This window comes from Streptomyces sp. NPDC101118 (assembly GCF_044759445.1).
Classification (GTDB): domain Bacteria; phylum Actinomycetota; class Actinomycetes; order Streptomycetales; family Streptomycetaceae; genus Streptomyces.
In genome coordinates this window covers 632,497-648,287 of sequence record NZ_JBIVZG010000003.1, presented here as the reverse complement: position 1 = coordinate 648,287, position 15,791 = coordinate 632,497, and the positions used below count along the sequence as shown (strand labels likewise).

Annotated in this window: 14 protein-coding genes; 4 read left to right on the top strand and 10 right to left on the bottom strand. The window is 72.1% G+C overall.

The features are described 5' to 3' along the window. Nucleotides 1-91: 91 nt before the first annotated feature. Nucleotides 92-367, bottom strand: a complete 276-nt coding sequence (locus tag ACIQUQ_RS08845; RefSeq protein WP_403972854.1) for a GlsB/YeaQ/YmgE family stress response membrane protein — start codon at nt 365-367, stop codon at nt 92-94. A 209-nt stretch (nt 368-576) separates the two neighbouring features. Here ACIQUQ_RS08845 and ACIQUQ_RS08840 point away from each other — a divergent pair, with 209 nt between their 5' ends. Continuing rightward, a complete protein-coding gene (locus ACIQUQ_RS08840) occupies nt 577-903 on the top strand; it encodes a DUF3099 domain-containing protein (protein ID WP_399940410.1) in 327 nt (108 codons plus the stop codon). Between the two features lie 141 nt (nt 904-1,044). Continuing rightward, on the top strand, nt 1,045-1,287 hold the full coding sequence (locus tag ACIQUQ_RS08835; protein WP_403972852.1) for a hypothetical protein: 243 nt from the start codon (nt 1,045-1,047) through the stop codon (nt 1,285-1,287). Here the strand turns inward: ACIQUQ_RS08835 and moaA are convergent. From moaA to ACIQUQ_RS08820, 3 genes are all read right to left on the bottom strand, one after another. After that, nucleotides 1,270-2,259 carry a GTP 3',8-cyclase MoaA gene (moaA, locus tag ACIQUQ_RS08830; protein ID WP_403972850.1) on the bottom strand — a complete coding sequence of 330 codons (990 nt, stop codon included), beginning with the start codon at nt 2,257-2,259 and terminating at the stop codon, nt 1,270-1,272. The two genes, ACIQUQ_RS08835 and moaA, sit on opposite strands and share 18 nt — an antisense overlap. A 156-nt stretch (nt 2,260-2,415) precedes the next feature. Next, nucleotides 2,416-4,053 (bottom strand): cation acetate symporter, encoded by a 1,638-nt coding sequence (locus tag ACIQUQ_RS08825; RefSeq protein ID WP_403972848.1) that lies wholly within the window; start codon nt 4,051-4,053, stop codon nt 2,416-2,418. Beyond that, nucleotides 4,050-4,415 (bottom strand): DUF485 domain-containing protein, encoded by a 366-nt coding sequence (locus ACIQUQ_RS08820; protein WP_403972846.1) that lies wholly within the window; start codon nt 4,413-4,415, stop codon nt 4,050-4,052. Before ACIQUQ_RS08820 ends, ACIQUQ_RS08825 begins: the two co-directional genes overlap by 4 nt. Before the next feature lie 237 nt (nt 4,416-4,652). Here ACIQUQ_RS08820 and ACIQUQ_RS08815 point away from each other — a divergent pair, with 237 nt between their 5' ends. Then, entirely contained in the window at nt 4,653-6,188 is a 1,536-nt protein-coding gene (locus ACIQUQ_RS08815; protein ID WP_403972843.1) for a S8 family peptidase, read from the top strand. Between the two features lie 165 nt (nt 6,189-6,353). Here ACIQUQ_RS08815 and ACIQUQ_RS08810 read toward each other — a convergent pair whose 3' ends face one another. Genes ACIQUQ_RS08810 through ACIQUQ_RS08800 form a run of 3 tightly spaced genes read right to left on the bottom strand, consistent with a single transcriptional unit; the run spans nt 6,354 to nt 9,132 of the window. Further along, complete coding sequence (locus tag ACIQUQ_RS08810) at nt 6,354-7,397, bottom strand: zinc-dependent alcohol dehydrogenase family protein (protein WP_403972841.1); 1,044 nt, start codon at nt 7,395-7,397, stop codon at nt 6,354-6,356. 47 nt (nt 7,398-7,444) lie between these two features. Next, a complete protein-coding gene (locus tag ACIQUQ_RS08805; protein WP_403972839.1) occupies nt 7,445-8,170 on the bottom strand; it encodes a lysoplasmalogenase in 726 nt (241 codons plus the stop codon). After that, complete coding sequence (locus tag ACIQUQ_RS08800) at nt 8,167-9,132, bottom strand: sterol desaturase family protein (protein ID WP_403972837.1); 966 nt, start codon at nt 9,130-9,132, stop codon at nt 8,167-8,169. Before ACIQUQ_RS08800 ends, ACIQUQ_RS08805 begins: the two co-directional genes overlap by 4 nt. 122 nt (nt 9,133-9,254) lie before the next feature. Between ACIQUQ_RS08800 and ACIQUQ_RS08795 the strand changes: the two genes are divergently transcribed. Beyond that, a complete protein-coding gene (locus tag ACIQUQ_RS08795) occupies nt 9,255-12,320 on the top strand; it encodes an NACHT domain-containing protein (RefSeq protein WP_403972835.1) in 3,066 nt (1,021 codons plus the stop codon). A gap of 19 nt (nt 12,321-12,339) precedes the next feature. On the opposite strand, the gene ACIQUQ_RS08790 is transcribed toward ACIQUQ_RS08795, so the two are convergent. Genes ACIQUQ_RS08790 through ACIQUQ_RS08780 form a run of 3 tightly spaced genes read right to left on the bottom strand, consistent with a single transcriptional unit; the run spans nt 12,340 to nt 15,791 of the window. After that, a complete protein-coding gene (locus ACIQUQ_RS08790) occupies nt 12,340-13,593 on the bottom strand; it encodes an amidohydrolase family protein (protein WP_403972832.1) in 1,254 nt (417 codons plus the stop codon). Then, nucleotides 13,590-14,897, bottom strand: coding sequence for an amidohydrolase family protein (locus ACIQUQ_RS08785; protein WP_403972829.1), 1,308 nt, complete (start codon nt 14,895-14,897; stop codon nt 13,590-13,592). Before ACIQUQ_RS08785 ends, ACIQUQ_RS08790 begins: the two co-directional genes overlap by 4 nt. Before the next feature lie 9 nt (nt 14,898-14,906). Next, nucleotides 14,907-15,791: an SDR family NAD(P)-dependent oxidoreductase gene (locus ACIQUQ_RS08780; RefSeq protein ID WP_403972827.1), complete on the bottom strand. Its 885-nt coding sequence runs from the start codon at nt 15,789-15,791 to the stop codon at nt 14,907-14,909.

The window sequence follows — 15,791 nt, the reverse complement described above, 5'->3', positions numbered from 1 at the left end:
AGCAGCCATCTGGCACAACCGAGCCAACGGAACACCACTGACCAGGTCACTCATCGCCTACGACCACTGAGCAGGCTTCGGACTTACTCGTCTAGGCGGTCCGGCGTTTGCCGCGGAGCTGCAGGTAGAGCATGTCGCCCAGCCCCACGACGGCGACGGCGCCCGCCAGCTGGAGCAGGTGGCGCGTCCAGTCGATGCCCCGGGTCTCGGCGACCCCGATCCAGCCGGCGACCGCGTTGCCGAGGACACCGCCCAGGATGCCGAACACCGTGGTCAGCCACAGCGGCTGGTGCTGCTTGCCGGGCAGGATGGCCCTGGCAATCAGACCCAGCACGAATCCGACGATGATCGCCCACAACCAGCTCATGTCGCCTCCTCGCGCGCGCTGATGCGCATGTGCGGTCAGTCTCGTCCCGTGCGCCGTACGCCGCATGTCGGGCACGCCCGTCCGGGGGACCCGGGAGCGGGCCTGCGCCGTTGGCGGTACCCCCCTCTCCTCGTCCCGCCGGGCCGGGCGTACCGTGGAGGGGTGTCCGGACAAGGGAGTGTCCGGCGTGCGGAACGGGTGGTGGAACGATGCGGAAGCGGAACGGAGCCGAGGTCTTCCGGATCACCGGGGCCCGGCAGGGACTGGCCGAGGACGTGCGCGGCCGCCAGCGCCGTTACGTCATCTCCATGGGCATCCGGACCATTTCGGTGATCCTCACGGTGGTGCTCTGGAACGTGGAGCGGCACATCGCGGTCGTGACGCTGGTCGCGGGCGCGCTGCTCCCCTACGTGGCGGTGGTCATCGCCAACGCGGGCCGCGAGCGGGCGCCTTCGCTGCCCTCCCACTTCGTCCCGGCGCCGGTGCGCCCGGCGCTGGAGGCGGGAAACCTCAAGAAAAGCTCAGATCAATCATGAAGTTCCGGTGCACCGCACCGGGTCCTGCGTGACATACTGCCTACGCGCTCCGCATCCCCCGTCGGAGCGACAGACCGACGCCGGGCAGCTCCCCCCGTGGCTGCTCGGCGTCGTCGTTTCCGGATCTTCTAGGGTTGAGGCGTGAACCTCTTCGCCGATCAGGGCCCCGACGAGAACTCCGCCCCCGTCTGCTCCGCCAAGGGCTGCCGCGCGCCCGCCGTCTGGGTGCTCGCCTGGAACAACCCGAAGCTGCACACACCGGACCGCCGCAAGACGTGGCTGGCCTGTGAGGAGCACCGCGAACACCTCTCCCAGTTCCTGGGCGTGCGGGGGTTCCTCAAGGACGTGGTGCCCCTGGCGGAGTGGTCAGCCGCCGATCGCTGACATCGGCCGCTCGGGCTGGAGGAAGGACGGGTCGTCGAGTCCGGAGCCGGCCTTCTTCCCCCACATCGCCACCTTCCACAGGCGGGCGATCTCCTCGTCCGGGGCGCCCGAGCGCAGCGCGCCCCGCAGGTCCGACTCCTCGGTGGCGAACAGGCAGGTGCGCACCTGGCCGTCCGCGGTGAGCCGGGTCCGGTCGCAGGCCCGGCAGAAGGGCCGGGTGACGGAGGCGATGACGCCCACGGTCGCCGGGCCGTCGTCGACGATCCAGCGCTCGGCCGGGGCGGAGCCGCGCTCGTCGGCGCCCTCCTCGGTGAGGGTGAAGCGGGTGCGCAGCGAGGCGAGGATGTCCCCCGCGGTGATCATGCCGTCGCGCTTCCAGCCGTGCTGGGCGTCCAGCGGCATCTGCTCGATGAAGCGCAGCTCGTAGCCCTCCGCGACGGCCCAGGCCAGCAGGTCGGGGGCCTCGTCGTCGTTGAGGCCGGGCATCAGGACGGCGTTGACCTTGACCGGGGTGAGGCCGGCGTCGCGGGCGGCGGCCATGCCGTCGATCACGTCGTGGTGGCGGTCGCGGCGGGTGAGGGTCTTGAAGACCTCGGGGCGCAGGGTGTCGAGCGAAACGTTCACGCGGTCGAGGCCGGCGGCCTTGAGGGCCGCGGCGGTGCGCTTGAGGCCGATGCCGTTGGTGGTGAGGGACATCCTGGGGCGCGGCTCCAGGGCGGCGCACTGCTCGACGATGCCGACCAGGCCGGGGCGGAGCAGGGGCTCGCCGCCGGTGAAGCGGACCTCGGTGATGCCGAGGTGGGTGACGGCGATCCGGACCAGGCGGACGATTTCGTCGTCGCTCAGCAGGTCGGACTTGCCCAGCCACTGCAGGCCTTCTTCCGGCATGCAGTACGTGCAGCGCAGGTTGCACCGGTCGGTGAGCGAGACACGCAGGTCAGTGGCCACTCGGCCGAAGGTGTCGATGAGCACTGTGGGCCCCCTCCCGTGTCCGGAATCTGTAGAGGATCACTACATGTTCGAGCCTACGCGACGCGTGTTACAGGGAGAGGTGCCCAAAGGAACGAGACGTGGCGCGACCGCGTCGTAGAGAAGTACGACGCGGTCACGCTGGGTGTACGGGCGGTGTCAGTGGGCTCCGGTGCCGGTGAGGGAGCGCACCTCCAGCTCGGCGTACTTCTGCGGGTCGGCCGGTTCCTTGGAGAGGACGGTGCCGAGCCAGCCGAGCAGGAAGCCCAGGGGGATGGAGATGATGCCGGGGTTCTCCAGGGGGAACCAGGAGAAGTCGGCGTCCTTGAACATCGAGGTGGGCTTGCCGGAGACGACCGGCGAGAAGAGCACCAGGACGACCGACGAGATCAGGCCACCGTAAATCGACCAGAGCGCGCCCTGGGTCGTGAAGCGCTTCCAGAAGAGGCTGTAGAGGATCGTCGGCAGGTTGGCCGAGGCGGCCACGGCGAAGGCGAGTGCGACGAGGCCGGCGACGTTGAGGTCGCGGGCGAGCGCGCCGAGGCCGATGGCGACGGCGCCGATGCCGACGGTGGCCCAGCGTGCGGCCCGTACCTCTTCCTTCTCGGTGGCGTTGCCCTTGCGAATCACGTTGGCGTAGAGGTCGTGGGCGAAGGACGAGGAGGAGGCCAGGGTGAGGCCGGCGACCACGGCGAGGATGGTCGCGAAGGCCACGGCAGAGATGACGGCCAGCAGGACGGCGCCGCCGGTGGAGCCGGCACCGCCGCCGACGGCCTCGGCGAGCATGGGCGCCGCGGTGTTGCCGGCCTTGTTGGAGGCGATGATCGCGTCCCGGTCGAGCAGGGCGGCGGCGCCGAAGCCGAGGGCGATGGTCATCAGGTAGAAGGCGCCGATGATGCCGATGGCCCAGTTCACGGACTTACGGGCGGCCTTGGCCGTGGGGACGGTGTAGAAGCGGATCAGGATGTGCGGCAGGCCGGCGGTGCCGAGGACGAGGGCGATGCCGAGGGAGATGAAGTCGAGCTTGGAGAGCGCGGTGGCGCCGTACTTCAGGCCGGGCTCCAGGAAGGCGGCGCCCTTGCCGCTGTTCTCCGCGGCCTTGCCGAGCAGCTCGGAGACGCTGAAGTCGAACTTGAGGAGCACCAGGAAGGTGATCAGCAGGGCGCCGGCGATCAGCAGGACGGCCTTGACCATCTGGACCCAGGTGGTGCCCTTCATGCCGCCGATCGTCACGTAGACGATCATGAGTACGCCGACCAGGGCGACGATCGCGACCTTGCCGCCGTCGCTGGTGATGCCGAGCAGCAGGGAGACGAGCACGCCGGCGCCGGCCATCTGCGCGAGCAAATAGAAGATGGAGACGACGATGGTGGAGACGCCGGCCGCGGTGCGTACGGGCCGCTGGCGCATCCGGTACGCGAGGACGTCGCCCATCGTGTAGCGGCCGGAGTTGCGCAGGGGCTCGGCGACCAGCAGCAGGGCGACGAGCCAGGCCACCAGGAAGCCGATGGAGTAGAGGAAGCCGTCGTAGCCGAAGAGGGCGATGGCTCCGGCGATGCCGAGGAACGAGGCGGCGGACATGTAGTCGCCGGAGATGGCCAGGCCGTTCTGGAAGCCGGTGAACTGGCGGCCGCCCGCGTAGAAGTCGGCGGCGTCGCGGGTCTGGCGGCCGGCCCAGACGGTGATGATCAGGGTGGCGACGACGAAGAGCCCGAAGAGCGTGATGATCAGGGGGCGGTGCTCGGTCGCCGATCCGGCCGCGAGCGGGACGGCCGGGGCGAGGAGGGGGTGGCTCATTCCGTGCCTTCCATGCGGGCCTTGATGGCCTCGGACTTGGGGTCCAGGGCGGTAGCGGCGTGCCGGGAGTACCACCAGGCGATGAGGAAGGTGGTCGCGAACTGGGCGAGGCCGAGGACCAGGGCGACGTTCACGTTGCCGTAGAGCTTGATGCCCATGAAGCCGCCCGCGTAGTTGGACAGCAGCACGTACAGCAGGTACCAGGCGATGAACGCCACGGTCAGGGGGAAGGCGAAGGACCGGTACGAGCGGCGCAGCTCGGCGAACTCGGGGCTGTCCTGGACGGCCGCGAACTCCTCGGGGGACGGGCCGGGCGGGCGGCCGTCCTCGGTGCTGCGGGGCGGGGGCGCTTCGGTGCTCACGGGTTCTCCCTGCGGGGCGGGTGCGGTGGGGACGGACAAAACGACCTCCGAGGGGGGACGGAATGGCGCCCTCCCCCTGTCAACGGCACGGCTGACGGGGCAGGACGGTTCAACACCCGATTTTTCTTTCGGAATTCATTGCTTGTGCGGGAAGATCGGCGCTAGCTTCACTCGTCATGTACCCGTCCAACGCGACCTGCGTGGGGACGGCTTTTTCACGGATGATGTGGAGAACCCATGGCTCATCTGGGATCCAGACGACGGCGCGCCCTGGCGCTGCCGGTCGGCCTGGCGCTCACGGCCTCGCTCGGTTTCCTGCCCTCGGTGTCGGCCTCCGCCGCCACCCTGGACGAGGTCACCGCGGCCGCCTCCGACACCACCGGCCCCAAGCTCTCGTACGTGGTGAACGTCGACCGCTACGGCCCCGGCACGTCGAAGCACGTGCAGCGTGCGATCGAGCTGGCCGGCGGCACCGTGGTGACGGCCTATGAGCAGATCGGCGTCATCGTCGCGCACTCCCAGAACCCGGACTTCGCCAAGCAGATCCGCGCCGTCAAGGGCGTGAGCTCCGCGGGCGCCACCCGTACGGCCCCGCTGTCGGTCGTGCAGACCACGGACGAGGGCGCCACCCAGGTGCTGAGCGCGGAGGACGCCGCCAAGGCGGCCGCCGAGGCCGCTCCGGGCGAGGAGCCGCTCGAGCCCAACCAGTGGGACCTGCGGACGATCAAGGCCGACGAGGCGCACAAGATCAACGATGGCAGCCAGTCGGTCACGGTCGGCGTCATCGACACGGGTGTCGACGACACCCACCCCGATCTGGCCCCGAACTTCTCCAAGGAGCAGTCGGCCAACTGTGTCGGCGGCGTCGCGGACACCACGGACGGCGCCTGGCGCCCGTACGCGGACGGCAGCGACCACGGCACGCACGTGGCGGGCACCATCGCCGCCGCGCGCAACGGCATCGGCATCAGCGGTGTCGCGCCGGGCGTGAAGGTCGCGGGCATCAAGGTCTCCGAGCCCGCCACCAGCCTGTTCTACACCGAGGCGGTCGTCTGCGGCTTCGTCTTCGCCGCCGACCACGGCATCGAGGTCACGAACAACAGCTACTACGTCGACCCGTGGTACTTCAACTGCAAGGACGACGCGGACCAGAAGGCCCTGGTCGAGGCGATCGGCCGTGCCACGAAGTACGCCGAGCGCAAGGGCACGCTCAACGTGGCCTCCGCCGGCAACTCGAACTGGGACCTGGCGGCGGACTCGATCGAGGACACCACCAGCCCGAACGACACCACCCCGGTGCCGCGCACGATCGACCCGAGCAAGTGCCTGGACCTGCCCACGCAGCTCCCGGGCGTCGTGTCGGTCTCGGCCACGGGCGTCCAGGGCCTGCGCTCGTACTACTCGAGCTACGGCCTCGGTGTCATCGACGTCGCCGGCCCCGGCGGCGACAAGTGGCAGATCCCGGACACCCCGGACAAGAACGGCCGCGTGCTGTCGACCCTCCCGGGCGGCGGCTACGGCTACAAGCAGGGCACCTCGATGGCCGGTCCGCACGTGGCCGCCGTCGCCGCGCTCATCAAGAGCAAGCGCCCCTGGCTGACGCCGGGTCAGGTGCAGGGTCTGATGAAGGCACAGGCCGACCAGGCCGAGTGCCCGGACAAGATCTACGACGCCACCGGCGCGCTGGTCGACGCGACCACCTGCGAGTCGTACGGCACCCAGACGGGCTACTACGGAGCGGGCATCGTCAACGCGCTGCGCGCCGTCGAGTAGCAGTCGGGCAACGGCCCCGGGAACGGGACCGGGCTGACGGGACCGCGGCTCTCTGGAGGGACGGCGCCGGCACACCGCCGACGCCGGCACGAGCCGGGTGACGGAACACGAAGGGCCCGGGCGGGATCAGATCCCGCCCGGGCCCTTCGCCGTGTCCTGGGCCGGTCAGGGCTTGATGAGGACCTTCAGGGCGCTGCGGTCGTCCATCGCGCGGTAGCCGTCCGGCACCTCGTCGAGGGAGACGGCGCGGTCGAAGACCGGGGACGGGTCGATGGTGCCGTCGAGGACGTCCTTCAGCAGCTCGGGCAGGTACGCGCGGACGGGTGCCACGCCACCGCGCAGGGTGATGTTGCGGTCGAACATCACACCGAGGTCCAGGCCGGTGCCGCTGCCGTGCGGGACGCCGACGTAACCGACGGCCCCGCCGTCGCGGGTGATGTTCACGGCGGTCCGCATGGACTGCTCGGTGCCGACGGCCTCGATGACGCAGTGCGCGCCCTGGCCGCCCGTCAGCTCGCGGACGGCGGCCTCGGCGGCCTCGCCGCGCTCGGCGACGACGTCGGTCGCGCCGAACAGCTTGGCGATGTCGGTACGGGCGGCGTGACGGCCCATGGCGATGATGCGGCCGGCGCCCAGCCGCCTGGCGGCGAGCACGCCGCACAGCCCGACCGCGCCGTCGCCGACCACGGCGACGGTGGCGCCCTCGCGGACGCCGGCGCCCAGCGCCGCGTGGTGGCCGGTGCCCATGACGTCGGACAGGGCGAGCAGGGCGGTGAGCAGGTGGTCGTCGGAGGCCGCGTCGGCGGGCAGCTTCACGAGCGTGCCGTCGGCGTGCGGGACGCGGACGGCCTCGCCCTGGCCGCCGTCGTAGCCGACCGAGCCCCAGAAGCCGCCGTGCACGCAGGAGGTGTGCAGGCCCTCGGTGCAGTAGTCGCAGACGCCGTCGGACCACATGAAGGGCGCGACGACGAGGTCGCCGGCGCGGAAGCCCGAGACCTCGGAGCCGGTCTCCTCGACGATGCCGAGGAACTCGTGGCCGATGCGCTGCCCGGGCTGGCGCTGGGCCTCGCCGCGGTAGGCCCACAGGTCGCTGCCGCAGATGCAGGCGCGCAGGACGCGGACGACGGCGTCCTTGGGCTCGCGTACGGCGGCGTCCGGCACCTCCTCCACGCGGATGTCGTGCGGGGCGTGGATGACGGTGGCGCGCATGTTCGGCGTTCCTCGGGGTCGGTCGGGGGTGTCGGGGTGTGACCTCCCTACCGTACGCCCCGCCGCTCGGTGAGGGCTCCGGTGGCCAGCAGGTACTGGGCCGCCAGGTACGTGGCCATGATCCAGAAGTCGGGGCCGGGCGGCTGGGGCCACTCGGCGACGCCGGTCGCGATCAGGGTGTCGGAGAGCAGGAAGAGGGCTCCGCCGGCGGCGGCGGTGCGGCCGAGGGCGCCGGACCGCCAGGCCATGGCGGTGAGCAGCAGGCTGTACCCGGCGACGGGGCCGCGCAGCCCGGCCGGGAGGTCGGACCAGAGCAGGGCGACGGTGGTGACGAGCGCGACGGCGTACCCGGCGCCGACGAGCGGGGGGACGCGGTCCCTGCCGGAGCCGCTGCCGGAGCCCCTGCCGAAGAGGAAGAGGTAGCAGACGTGGCCGAGGGCGAAGGAGCCCATGCCGACGAGGAAGGCGAGGTCGGCGTCGAAGAGCAGGGCCACGTCGCCGCCCCAGCCGAACGCGAGGGCGGCGACCAGCAGGCGCGGGGCGCGGCGGGTGAGTACGTACGCCACGAGCAGCGGCATCAGCAGCGGCTTGGCGATCAGGTGTCCGGGGTGCCAGCCGGCCAGCAGCGCGACCAGGTCGAGGGCGCTCGCGGCGCCGAAGGCGTACAGCAGGGCGCGGCCGACGCTCTCGCGCCGCCCGGCGAGCCGGGGCTGGGCCCAGGAGGGGATCCGGGGGCCGGCGGGGCGCGGGGCGGAGGGGGCTGGGGCGGTCATGCGGGGGACTCCGTGGGGGTGGGCGCGGGGGTGGTGGTGAGGGGCTCGACGGTGGGGACGAGGTCGGCGGCCGGTCCGGGACCGGCTGCGGGTCCGGACCCCGCGGTGGGGACGGACCCCGCGGTGGGGACGGGCCGCGGCTGCCAGCCGGGGCCGGCGAAGAGGCGGCCGGCACGCTCGCGCCAGGAGGCTGCGGCTCGTACGTCGCGGGCGATGGCGGCGTACTCGTGGGTGGCGACGCGCAGCGGGTTGTAGGTGGTGATGTTCTTGGTCAGGCCGTAGACGGGCTTGACCGTCTCGCCCGTCCAGGAGCCGAAGAGGCGGTCCCAGAGGATGAGGATCCCGCCGAAGTTCCGGTCCAGGTAGCCGCCCTGGGAGGCGTGGTGGACGCGGTGGTGGGAGGGGGTGTTGAAGAGGTACTCGACGGGGCGGGGCAGCTTCCCGATCCGCTCGGTGTGGATCCAGAACTGGTAGACGAGGTTGACCGAGTAGCAGAACGCCAGGGCCGCCGGGTGCATGCCGAGCGCGATCAGCGGCAGGTAGAAGGGCCAGGAGGTGGCACCGGTCCAGGGCTGCCGCAGGGCGGTGGAGAGGTTGAACTTCCGGCTGCTGTGGTGGACCACGTGGGAGGCCCACAGGAGGCGGACGACGTGGTGGCCGCGGTGCTGCCAGTAGTAGCAGAAGTCCTGCGCGAGGAGCATGAGCGGCACCGTCCACCAGAGGAACGGGACGCGCAGCGGGGTCAGTTCGTACACCGCGCCGTAGACGGCGACGACGGGGACCTTCCAGAGGAGGTCGAACCCGAGGCTGCCCAGACCCATGGTGATGCTGGTGGCCGCGTCCTTGGCCTCGTAGCCGGCGGCCCCGTCGTCGGGATGGACCCGGTAGCTCACCACCTCGACGACCGTGAGCAGCACGAAGGCGGGTATGGACCACAGCACCACGTCGGGCAGGTTCGGCATGAGCGAAAGATAGAGCCGCCCGTGCGGGGGCGCCAGGGGTTGTTACCGATCGGTATCCGGCGGGGTTACCGGGGGTTCGGTGGGTAGGTTCCGGGCGGCGACGTCAAGGGGGGCGACAGGGGATGACGGGGATCGAGACGGCCGTCCTGCGGACGGCGAGTACGGCCGCGGGCTGGTTGTACCGCTCGCGGCTGGGGCAGGTGCCGGGGGCCGGCATCGCGGACCGGGCGGTCCGGCCGGCGGCACGCTGGCAGCGGCCGGTGGAGCTGGGCGAGCCGGAGCTGCGGCGGCTGGCGGAGGGGCTGGCGGCGCGACTGGGCCCGGCGGTGGCGCGGCTGCCGGAGCACGAGCGGCTGGCGGCCCTGGACGCAGTGGCCGACGCGTTCGCCGGGCTGGGGCCGCTGGACGCCGACGCGCTGTTCGCGGCGGACCTGGACCCGGCGGTCCTGGCGGCGAAGGCGCCCGTACCGGCGGCCGCCGGCCTGAGCCCGGAGGCCGAGGCCGTGTGCCGGGACCTGATCCGGCTGGCGTGCGCGCACACCGTGGAGTACCTGACCACGCTGCCGTCGTTCGGGGCCCGCGCTGATGTGGAACTGGTCCGCCGAGCAGGCGAGTTGAAGCGTTCCGTGGACCGGCTGGCGGACGGTGGCGACGGGGCTGCCCACGCGTTCGAGGAACGGTACGCGGCGTACGTGGCCGAGGCGTACGGCCGCCTCCAGCTCTTCGGCCTGACGACCGGCCGGCGGCAGGAGTGGCCGCTGGACCTTGCGTACATCAGCCTCGCGGTGAGCGGTGAGCAGCACCTGGTGCCGGGTGAGCCCGGCCTGCACCAGACCACCGCCAAGGCCGAGCAGGCGCTGGGCGCGGCGGACCGGGTGCTGCTGCGCGGCCCGGCAGGCTCGGGCAAGAGCACGCTGCTGCAGTGGCTCGCCGTCAACGCGGCGCGGCAGGCGGGTGGTCCGTGGAGCACGTGCGTGCCGTTCGTGCTGCGGCTGCGCTCGTTCACCACCGCAGAGCACCTGCCGCTGCCGGAGGAGTTCCTCAAGGCGTCCGGCGTACCGCTGTCGGCTCCGCCCGGCTGGGCCGAGGAGCTGATGCTCAGGGGCAGGGCGCTGGTCCTGGTGGACGGCGTGGACGAGGTGCCGCAGCGGCTGCGCGCCCGTACGGAAGCCTGGCTGCGGTCGCTGGTGACGGCCTTCCCGAAGGCGCGGTACGTGGTGACCACCCGGCCGTCGGCGGTGCCCGAGGACTGGCTGGCCGGGCAGGGGTTCGTGCCGCACACCCTGCTGCCGATGGAGCGGGAGGACGTGGCGGCCTTCGTCGCGCACTGGCACCGTGCCGCCCGTGCCGACTGCCTTGGCGAGGAGCTCGGTGAGTACGAGACCTCGCTGCTGGAGGCGGTCTCCGCCCGGCGCGACCTCGGCCGGCTGGCGACCAACCCGCTGATGTGCGCGCTGCTGTGCGCCCTGAACCGGGACCGCCGCATGCAGCTCCCCCGGGCGCGCAAGGAGCTCTACGACGCCGCGCTGGACATGCTGCTGGTCCGGCGGGACACCGAGCGGGAGATCAGCGGGGTGGAGGGGGTCTACCTCACGCGGGACGAGCAGACCGCGCTGCTCCAGCGGTTCGCATACTGGCTGATCCGCAACGGGCAGGTGGAGGCGGGCCGGGGCGAGGCCGTCGAGATGGTGGCAGAGTGGCTGGAGGCGATGCCGCAGGTCCGCGCACAGGGCGACGCGGAGCAGGTGCTCACGCACCTGCTGATCCGCAGCGGGCTGCTGCGCGAACCGGTGCCCGGGGCGGTGGACTTCGTCCACCGCACCTTCCAGGACTACCTGGGTGCCAAGGCGGCGGTGGAGTCCCGGGACTTCGGCGTGCTGGTGAAGAACGCGCAGGACGACACGTGGGACGACGTGGTCCGCATGGCGGTGGGTCACGCCCGCCCGGACGAACGGACCCGCATCCTGAGGGGACTTCTGAAGCGCGCGGACAGGGTCAAGGGCGCCCGCAACCGGCTCGTGCTGCTGGCCGCGGCCTGCCTGGAGCACGCACCGGAGCTGGACCCGGCCCTCCGCCGCGAGGTCGAGTCCCGGACGGCGGAACTCCTGCCGCCGCGTACACCGGAGCAGGCGGAGGAGCTGGCGAAGGCCGGGGAGCTGGTGTTGGACCTGCTGCCGGGCCCTGCGGGGCTGTCGGAGGACGAGGCGGCGGGGTGCGTGCGGACAGCGGCGCTGGTCGGCGGGGAGCGGGCGATGGGGGTGATCCGGCGGTTCCGGGAGGACGCCCGCCGTCCCGTGCGCTGGGTGGTCGCCAACTGCTGGCAGTGGTTCGACGCCAGGGCGTACGCCGCCGAGGTGCTGGCCGGCGTGCCTCTGGGCGACACCATGCTCACGGTCAGCGGCCCCGAGCAGGAGGAAGCGGTGGCCGGACTGCCGGACGTGCGGAGCGTGCACCTGAGCGACGCCGCCGGCATCCCGGACTGGCTGACCGGCCGACAGCTGACGAGCCTGGTGCTCTTCCGCAACGCCCTGACGGACCTCACGCCGCTCACGTCACACCCGGAGCTGGAGTACCTCGGCCTCTATGACTGCCCCGGGCTGGCCGACCTCACGCCCCTCGCCGCGTTCCCCTCCCTGGCGAGCCTGGCGCTGGCCGACCTGCCCAGGGAGCCGGACCTCTCGCCCCTGGCCGGAATGCCCGCCCTCACCTGGCTGGGGCTCGGCACCGGCACGGGGCGGGTGTCGGACGTACCGGCCCCGCCGTCGCTCAAGGGACTCACGCTGACGCGTCCCGGGTACCGGCTCGACTCCCTGGACCACTGGCCCGAACTGGCGGCGCTTACCGTCAGCGGGCTCCAGTACCTGGCCGACCTGGCCAGGCTTCCCTCGCCGGACCAGCTCCGCAGCCTCAACCTGCTCGACCAGCCGGACCTGGACCTCACCCCCGTCCTGGCCCACCCGCGGATCACCGAACTGTTCCTGGGCAACTGCGGCGCCCCGGGAGGGCTTGCCGCGCTCCGCGAGCTGCCCTCACTCGAACGCCTCGTTCTGACCGGCTCCGGCAGCGGGTACGACCTGAACCCGCTCGCCGATCTCGGCCGGCTCCGGATCGAGATCGGCGCGAACGTCCAAGTGGAGGGGATCGACCGGATCCCGCCGGAGCGGATCAAGCGCCTGAGCGCGTTCTGAGCCGCCCCGGCGGGGACCCTCACCAGACCCGGACCGAGCCCCCCGCTGCGAAGGCCGGGCTGGTGGCTTCGGGTGGGGGCGTCGTCAGGGGCTCGGCGATCTCCGCGACCTTCGGGCCGTGTTCGGCGGCCAGGGCGTCCAGCAGCGTGAGGTCGAAGCCGTAGACGCGGGCCGCGTTGCCGCCGGCCATGGCGGCGACCTCCTCCCGCGGGAGGCCCGCGTAGGCGATGCGGAGGCCTTCGCGGGAGTACGGCGTCGTGCCCTCGTCGTGCGGGTAGTCGCAGCCCCACATGATCTTGTCCAGGCCGATCCGCTCCCGCAGCGGCACCTCGTGCGGGCGCATGAAGCTCGCGCCCACGAAGCAGTTGTCCCGCCAGACCTCGCTCGGGCCCTTGCCCATCGCGTCCGCCAGGCCCGCGCCGAACTTGGACTCCGCCGTGGCGGCCCGGGTCGCGGCGGAGACCAGGCGGCCGTGGTAGTAGTCCAGCATGTCGAGCACGCCCGGGATCCAGCCGGAGCCCTGCTCGGTGAGCACCAGCCTGAGGTTCGGGTGGCGCCGGAAGGCGCCGCCGAAGACCAGGTGCCACAGGGCGCGGTGCGAGAACCACGTGGTCTCCACCATGAACACCGCGCGGGCCGCGGGTTCGGGGCCGAGCGGCGGCGAGGCGGATCCGCCGTGGTGGTTGACGGGGACGGCCAGTTCGTCGCAGACCGCCCAGATCGGGTCGTAGACCTCGGAGTACAGCTCGGGGACGGCCGAGCCGGGCGGGACTCCCGGCAGCAGGATGCCGCCGGTCAGGCCAGCCTCGCGGGTTCGGCGGATCTCCGCCACGGCCGCGTCCACGTCGTTGAGGAGGATCTGGACGACGCCGGCGCGCCGGCCCGGCGCCTGCGCGCAGAAGTCGGCGAGCCAGCGGTTGTGGGCCTGCAGCCCGGCCCAGCGCTGCTCGTACTCGGCGCGGGTGGGCGGCTGCGCCATCAGGGAGGCGTTGGGGAAGAAGGGCGGGATGGTGTTGGGGAACACGACCTCCGCGACGATGCCGTCGGCCTCCAGCTCGGCGAGCCGGCGGTCGGAGTTCCAGTTGCGGTCGGCGGTGTCGGCGAGGAGGTCCTCGTACGGGTTGACGTACGTGGCCGCCCACGCGTCGAAGTCGTCGTGGTGCTTCTTCTCCAGGTACGGCTTGTAGTCGAGGAGGTCGGCGCCGGCGTGGCAGTCCGCCGAGATGACCGTGTAGCGGTCGTCCCCGGTGCCGTCCGGGCGGTCGGCCGTCATCCGTTCACCCCCAGGACCGGGAAGTCGCCGCCGGTCAGCCAGTGGCGGCCGGTCTCGCGGGAGCGGGCCCAGGATGCCTCGACGGCCGCCTGGTCGGGCGACTGGCCGAGGTCGGCCGGGGTGGGGCCGATGCGGCGGGCGAGGGGGGCGAGCTTCGCGGTGTCGAAGCCGAAGACCTCGGCGGCGGCGAGGCCGAGCATGCGGCGGGTCTCGGCGACGGGAATGTCGTGGAAGGTGTTGCGCAGCCACTGGCGGGTGTTGGGCCAGGTGCCCTCGGGGTGCGGGAAGTCCGAGCCCCAGAGGATGTTGTCCACGCCGATCTCGTAGCGCTGGGCGAGTTCGCGGCGCTTGGTGTTGGTGGCGCAGACGAACACCTGGCGGTCGAGGTACTCGCTCGGGGGCCGCTTCAGCTCTGCGAAGGGCGAGAGCTTCTTGCCGCCGTGGGCGCCGAGGTAGAGGCGGTCCATGAACCACAGCTGGTTGGGCAGCCACCAGCAGCCGGACTCGGCCACGCCGAACTTCAGGCCGGGGTGCCGCTCGAAGACGCCCGACCAGAGCAGGAACCACAGGGGGCGGGCGGGCCACCAGGTGACCTCGGAGACGTAGATGCCGAGGTGGTCGCCGTACTCGTGGCGGGGCGCGGCGCCGGAGTGGGTGACCACGGGCATGGCGGTCTCGGCGGCCGCGGCCCAGATCCGGTCGTAGCGGCGGTCGTGGTACGGGGCCTTGTCCACCCACATCGAGGGGATCATCAGGGCGCCGAGGCCGGACTCCTTGGCGCGGTGGATCTCGGCGACGACCTCGTCGGGGTCGCCGGTGACGGGGAGCAGGGCGACGCCGCAGTGGCGTTCGGGGTTCTCGGAGACGAACTCGGCGAGCCAGCGGTTGTGCGCCTGGGCGCCGGCCATGCCGAGGTCGGGGTCCTGGTCGCCGGAGAGGCCGAGGCCGACGCCGAAGGGGGCGGCGGTCTGGCTGTCGACGGCGTCCGCGTCGGGGAAGACGACCTCGCCGGCCACGCCGTCGCCGTCGAGTTCCTTCAGGCGCTGCGCGGTGTCCCAGCCGCCCCTGAGGCCCTCCTCGTTGTCCTGGAACCACTTCTCGGCGAAGGCCTCGTTGCGGATGCCGAGCCGGGTGGCCTCCTCGCGGCGGGCGTCGCGCTCGCCGAGGAACTCGTCGAACTGCGGGTGGAAGCGGGAGTCGAGGTAGGGGCGGTACTGCTCGGTGGGCAGGCCCGCGTGGCAGTCGGAGGAGATGATCAGGTAGGGGTCTTCGTACGTGCTGTCGTGCGCGGTCTCGTCGTTCACGGGGGCCTCTCAGTCGAGGATGAAGCTCTCCAGGTAGGCGGGGTTGGCGCGGTCGAGCATCGACTGCGACCGGGCGCGGATCTGCCGGTCGCTGTGTTCGCTGGCCGGGAGCATCCAGAAGCGGTCGGCGCGGATGCCGTCGACGACGTGCTCGGCGACCTCCTCGACCAGGGTGAAGTGGACCTCGTGGCCGGCCGCGCGCATGGCGGCCTCGTACTGGTCGAGGCTGCGGTACGGGGTCTTGCGCGGGCGCTGCTTCGCGTACCGCTCGGGGCGGTTGCGGTGGGACTCCCACAGGCCGGTGCGCAGCATGTGGGGTCCGGGGAAGAGGACGGAGGCGCCGATGCCCGCGCCCTCGGCCTTGAGGTGGGCGTACAGCGACTCGGTCATGGTCACGACGGCGGCCTTCGTGACGGCGTAGACGGAGGCGGTGGGCAGCGGGGCGATGCCTCCGTCGCCGGAGGAGGTGTTGACGACGTGCCCGGGGGCGCCGCCGGCGAGCATGCGGGGGACGAAGGCCTGGATGCCGTGGAAGACGCCCCAGACGTTGACGGAGAAGGCCCATTTCCAGTCGTTGGGCTCGTGCTCCCACATGCGGCCTTCGGCACCGGAGCCGACGCCGGCGTTGTTGCACAGGACGTGGACGGCGCCGAAGGTCTCGTACGCGGCGTCGGCGAGGGACACGACGGAGTCGCGGTCGCTGACGTCGACCACCCTGGCGAGCACCTCGGCCCCGCCGGCGGCGAGTTCCTCCGCGGCCTTGGCGAGCGCGCCCTCCTCGACGTCTCCGAGGACGACCCGGAGGCCCTCGGCGGCGAAGCGGCGGGCCATGGCGAGTCCGATGCCGCCTGCGGCGCCGGTGACGACGGCGGTCTGGCCTGCTTCGAGGCGCAT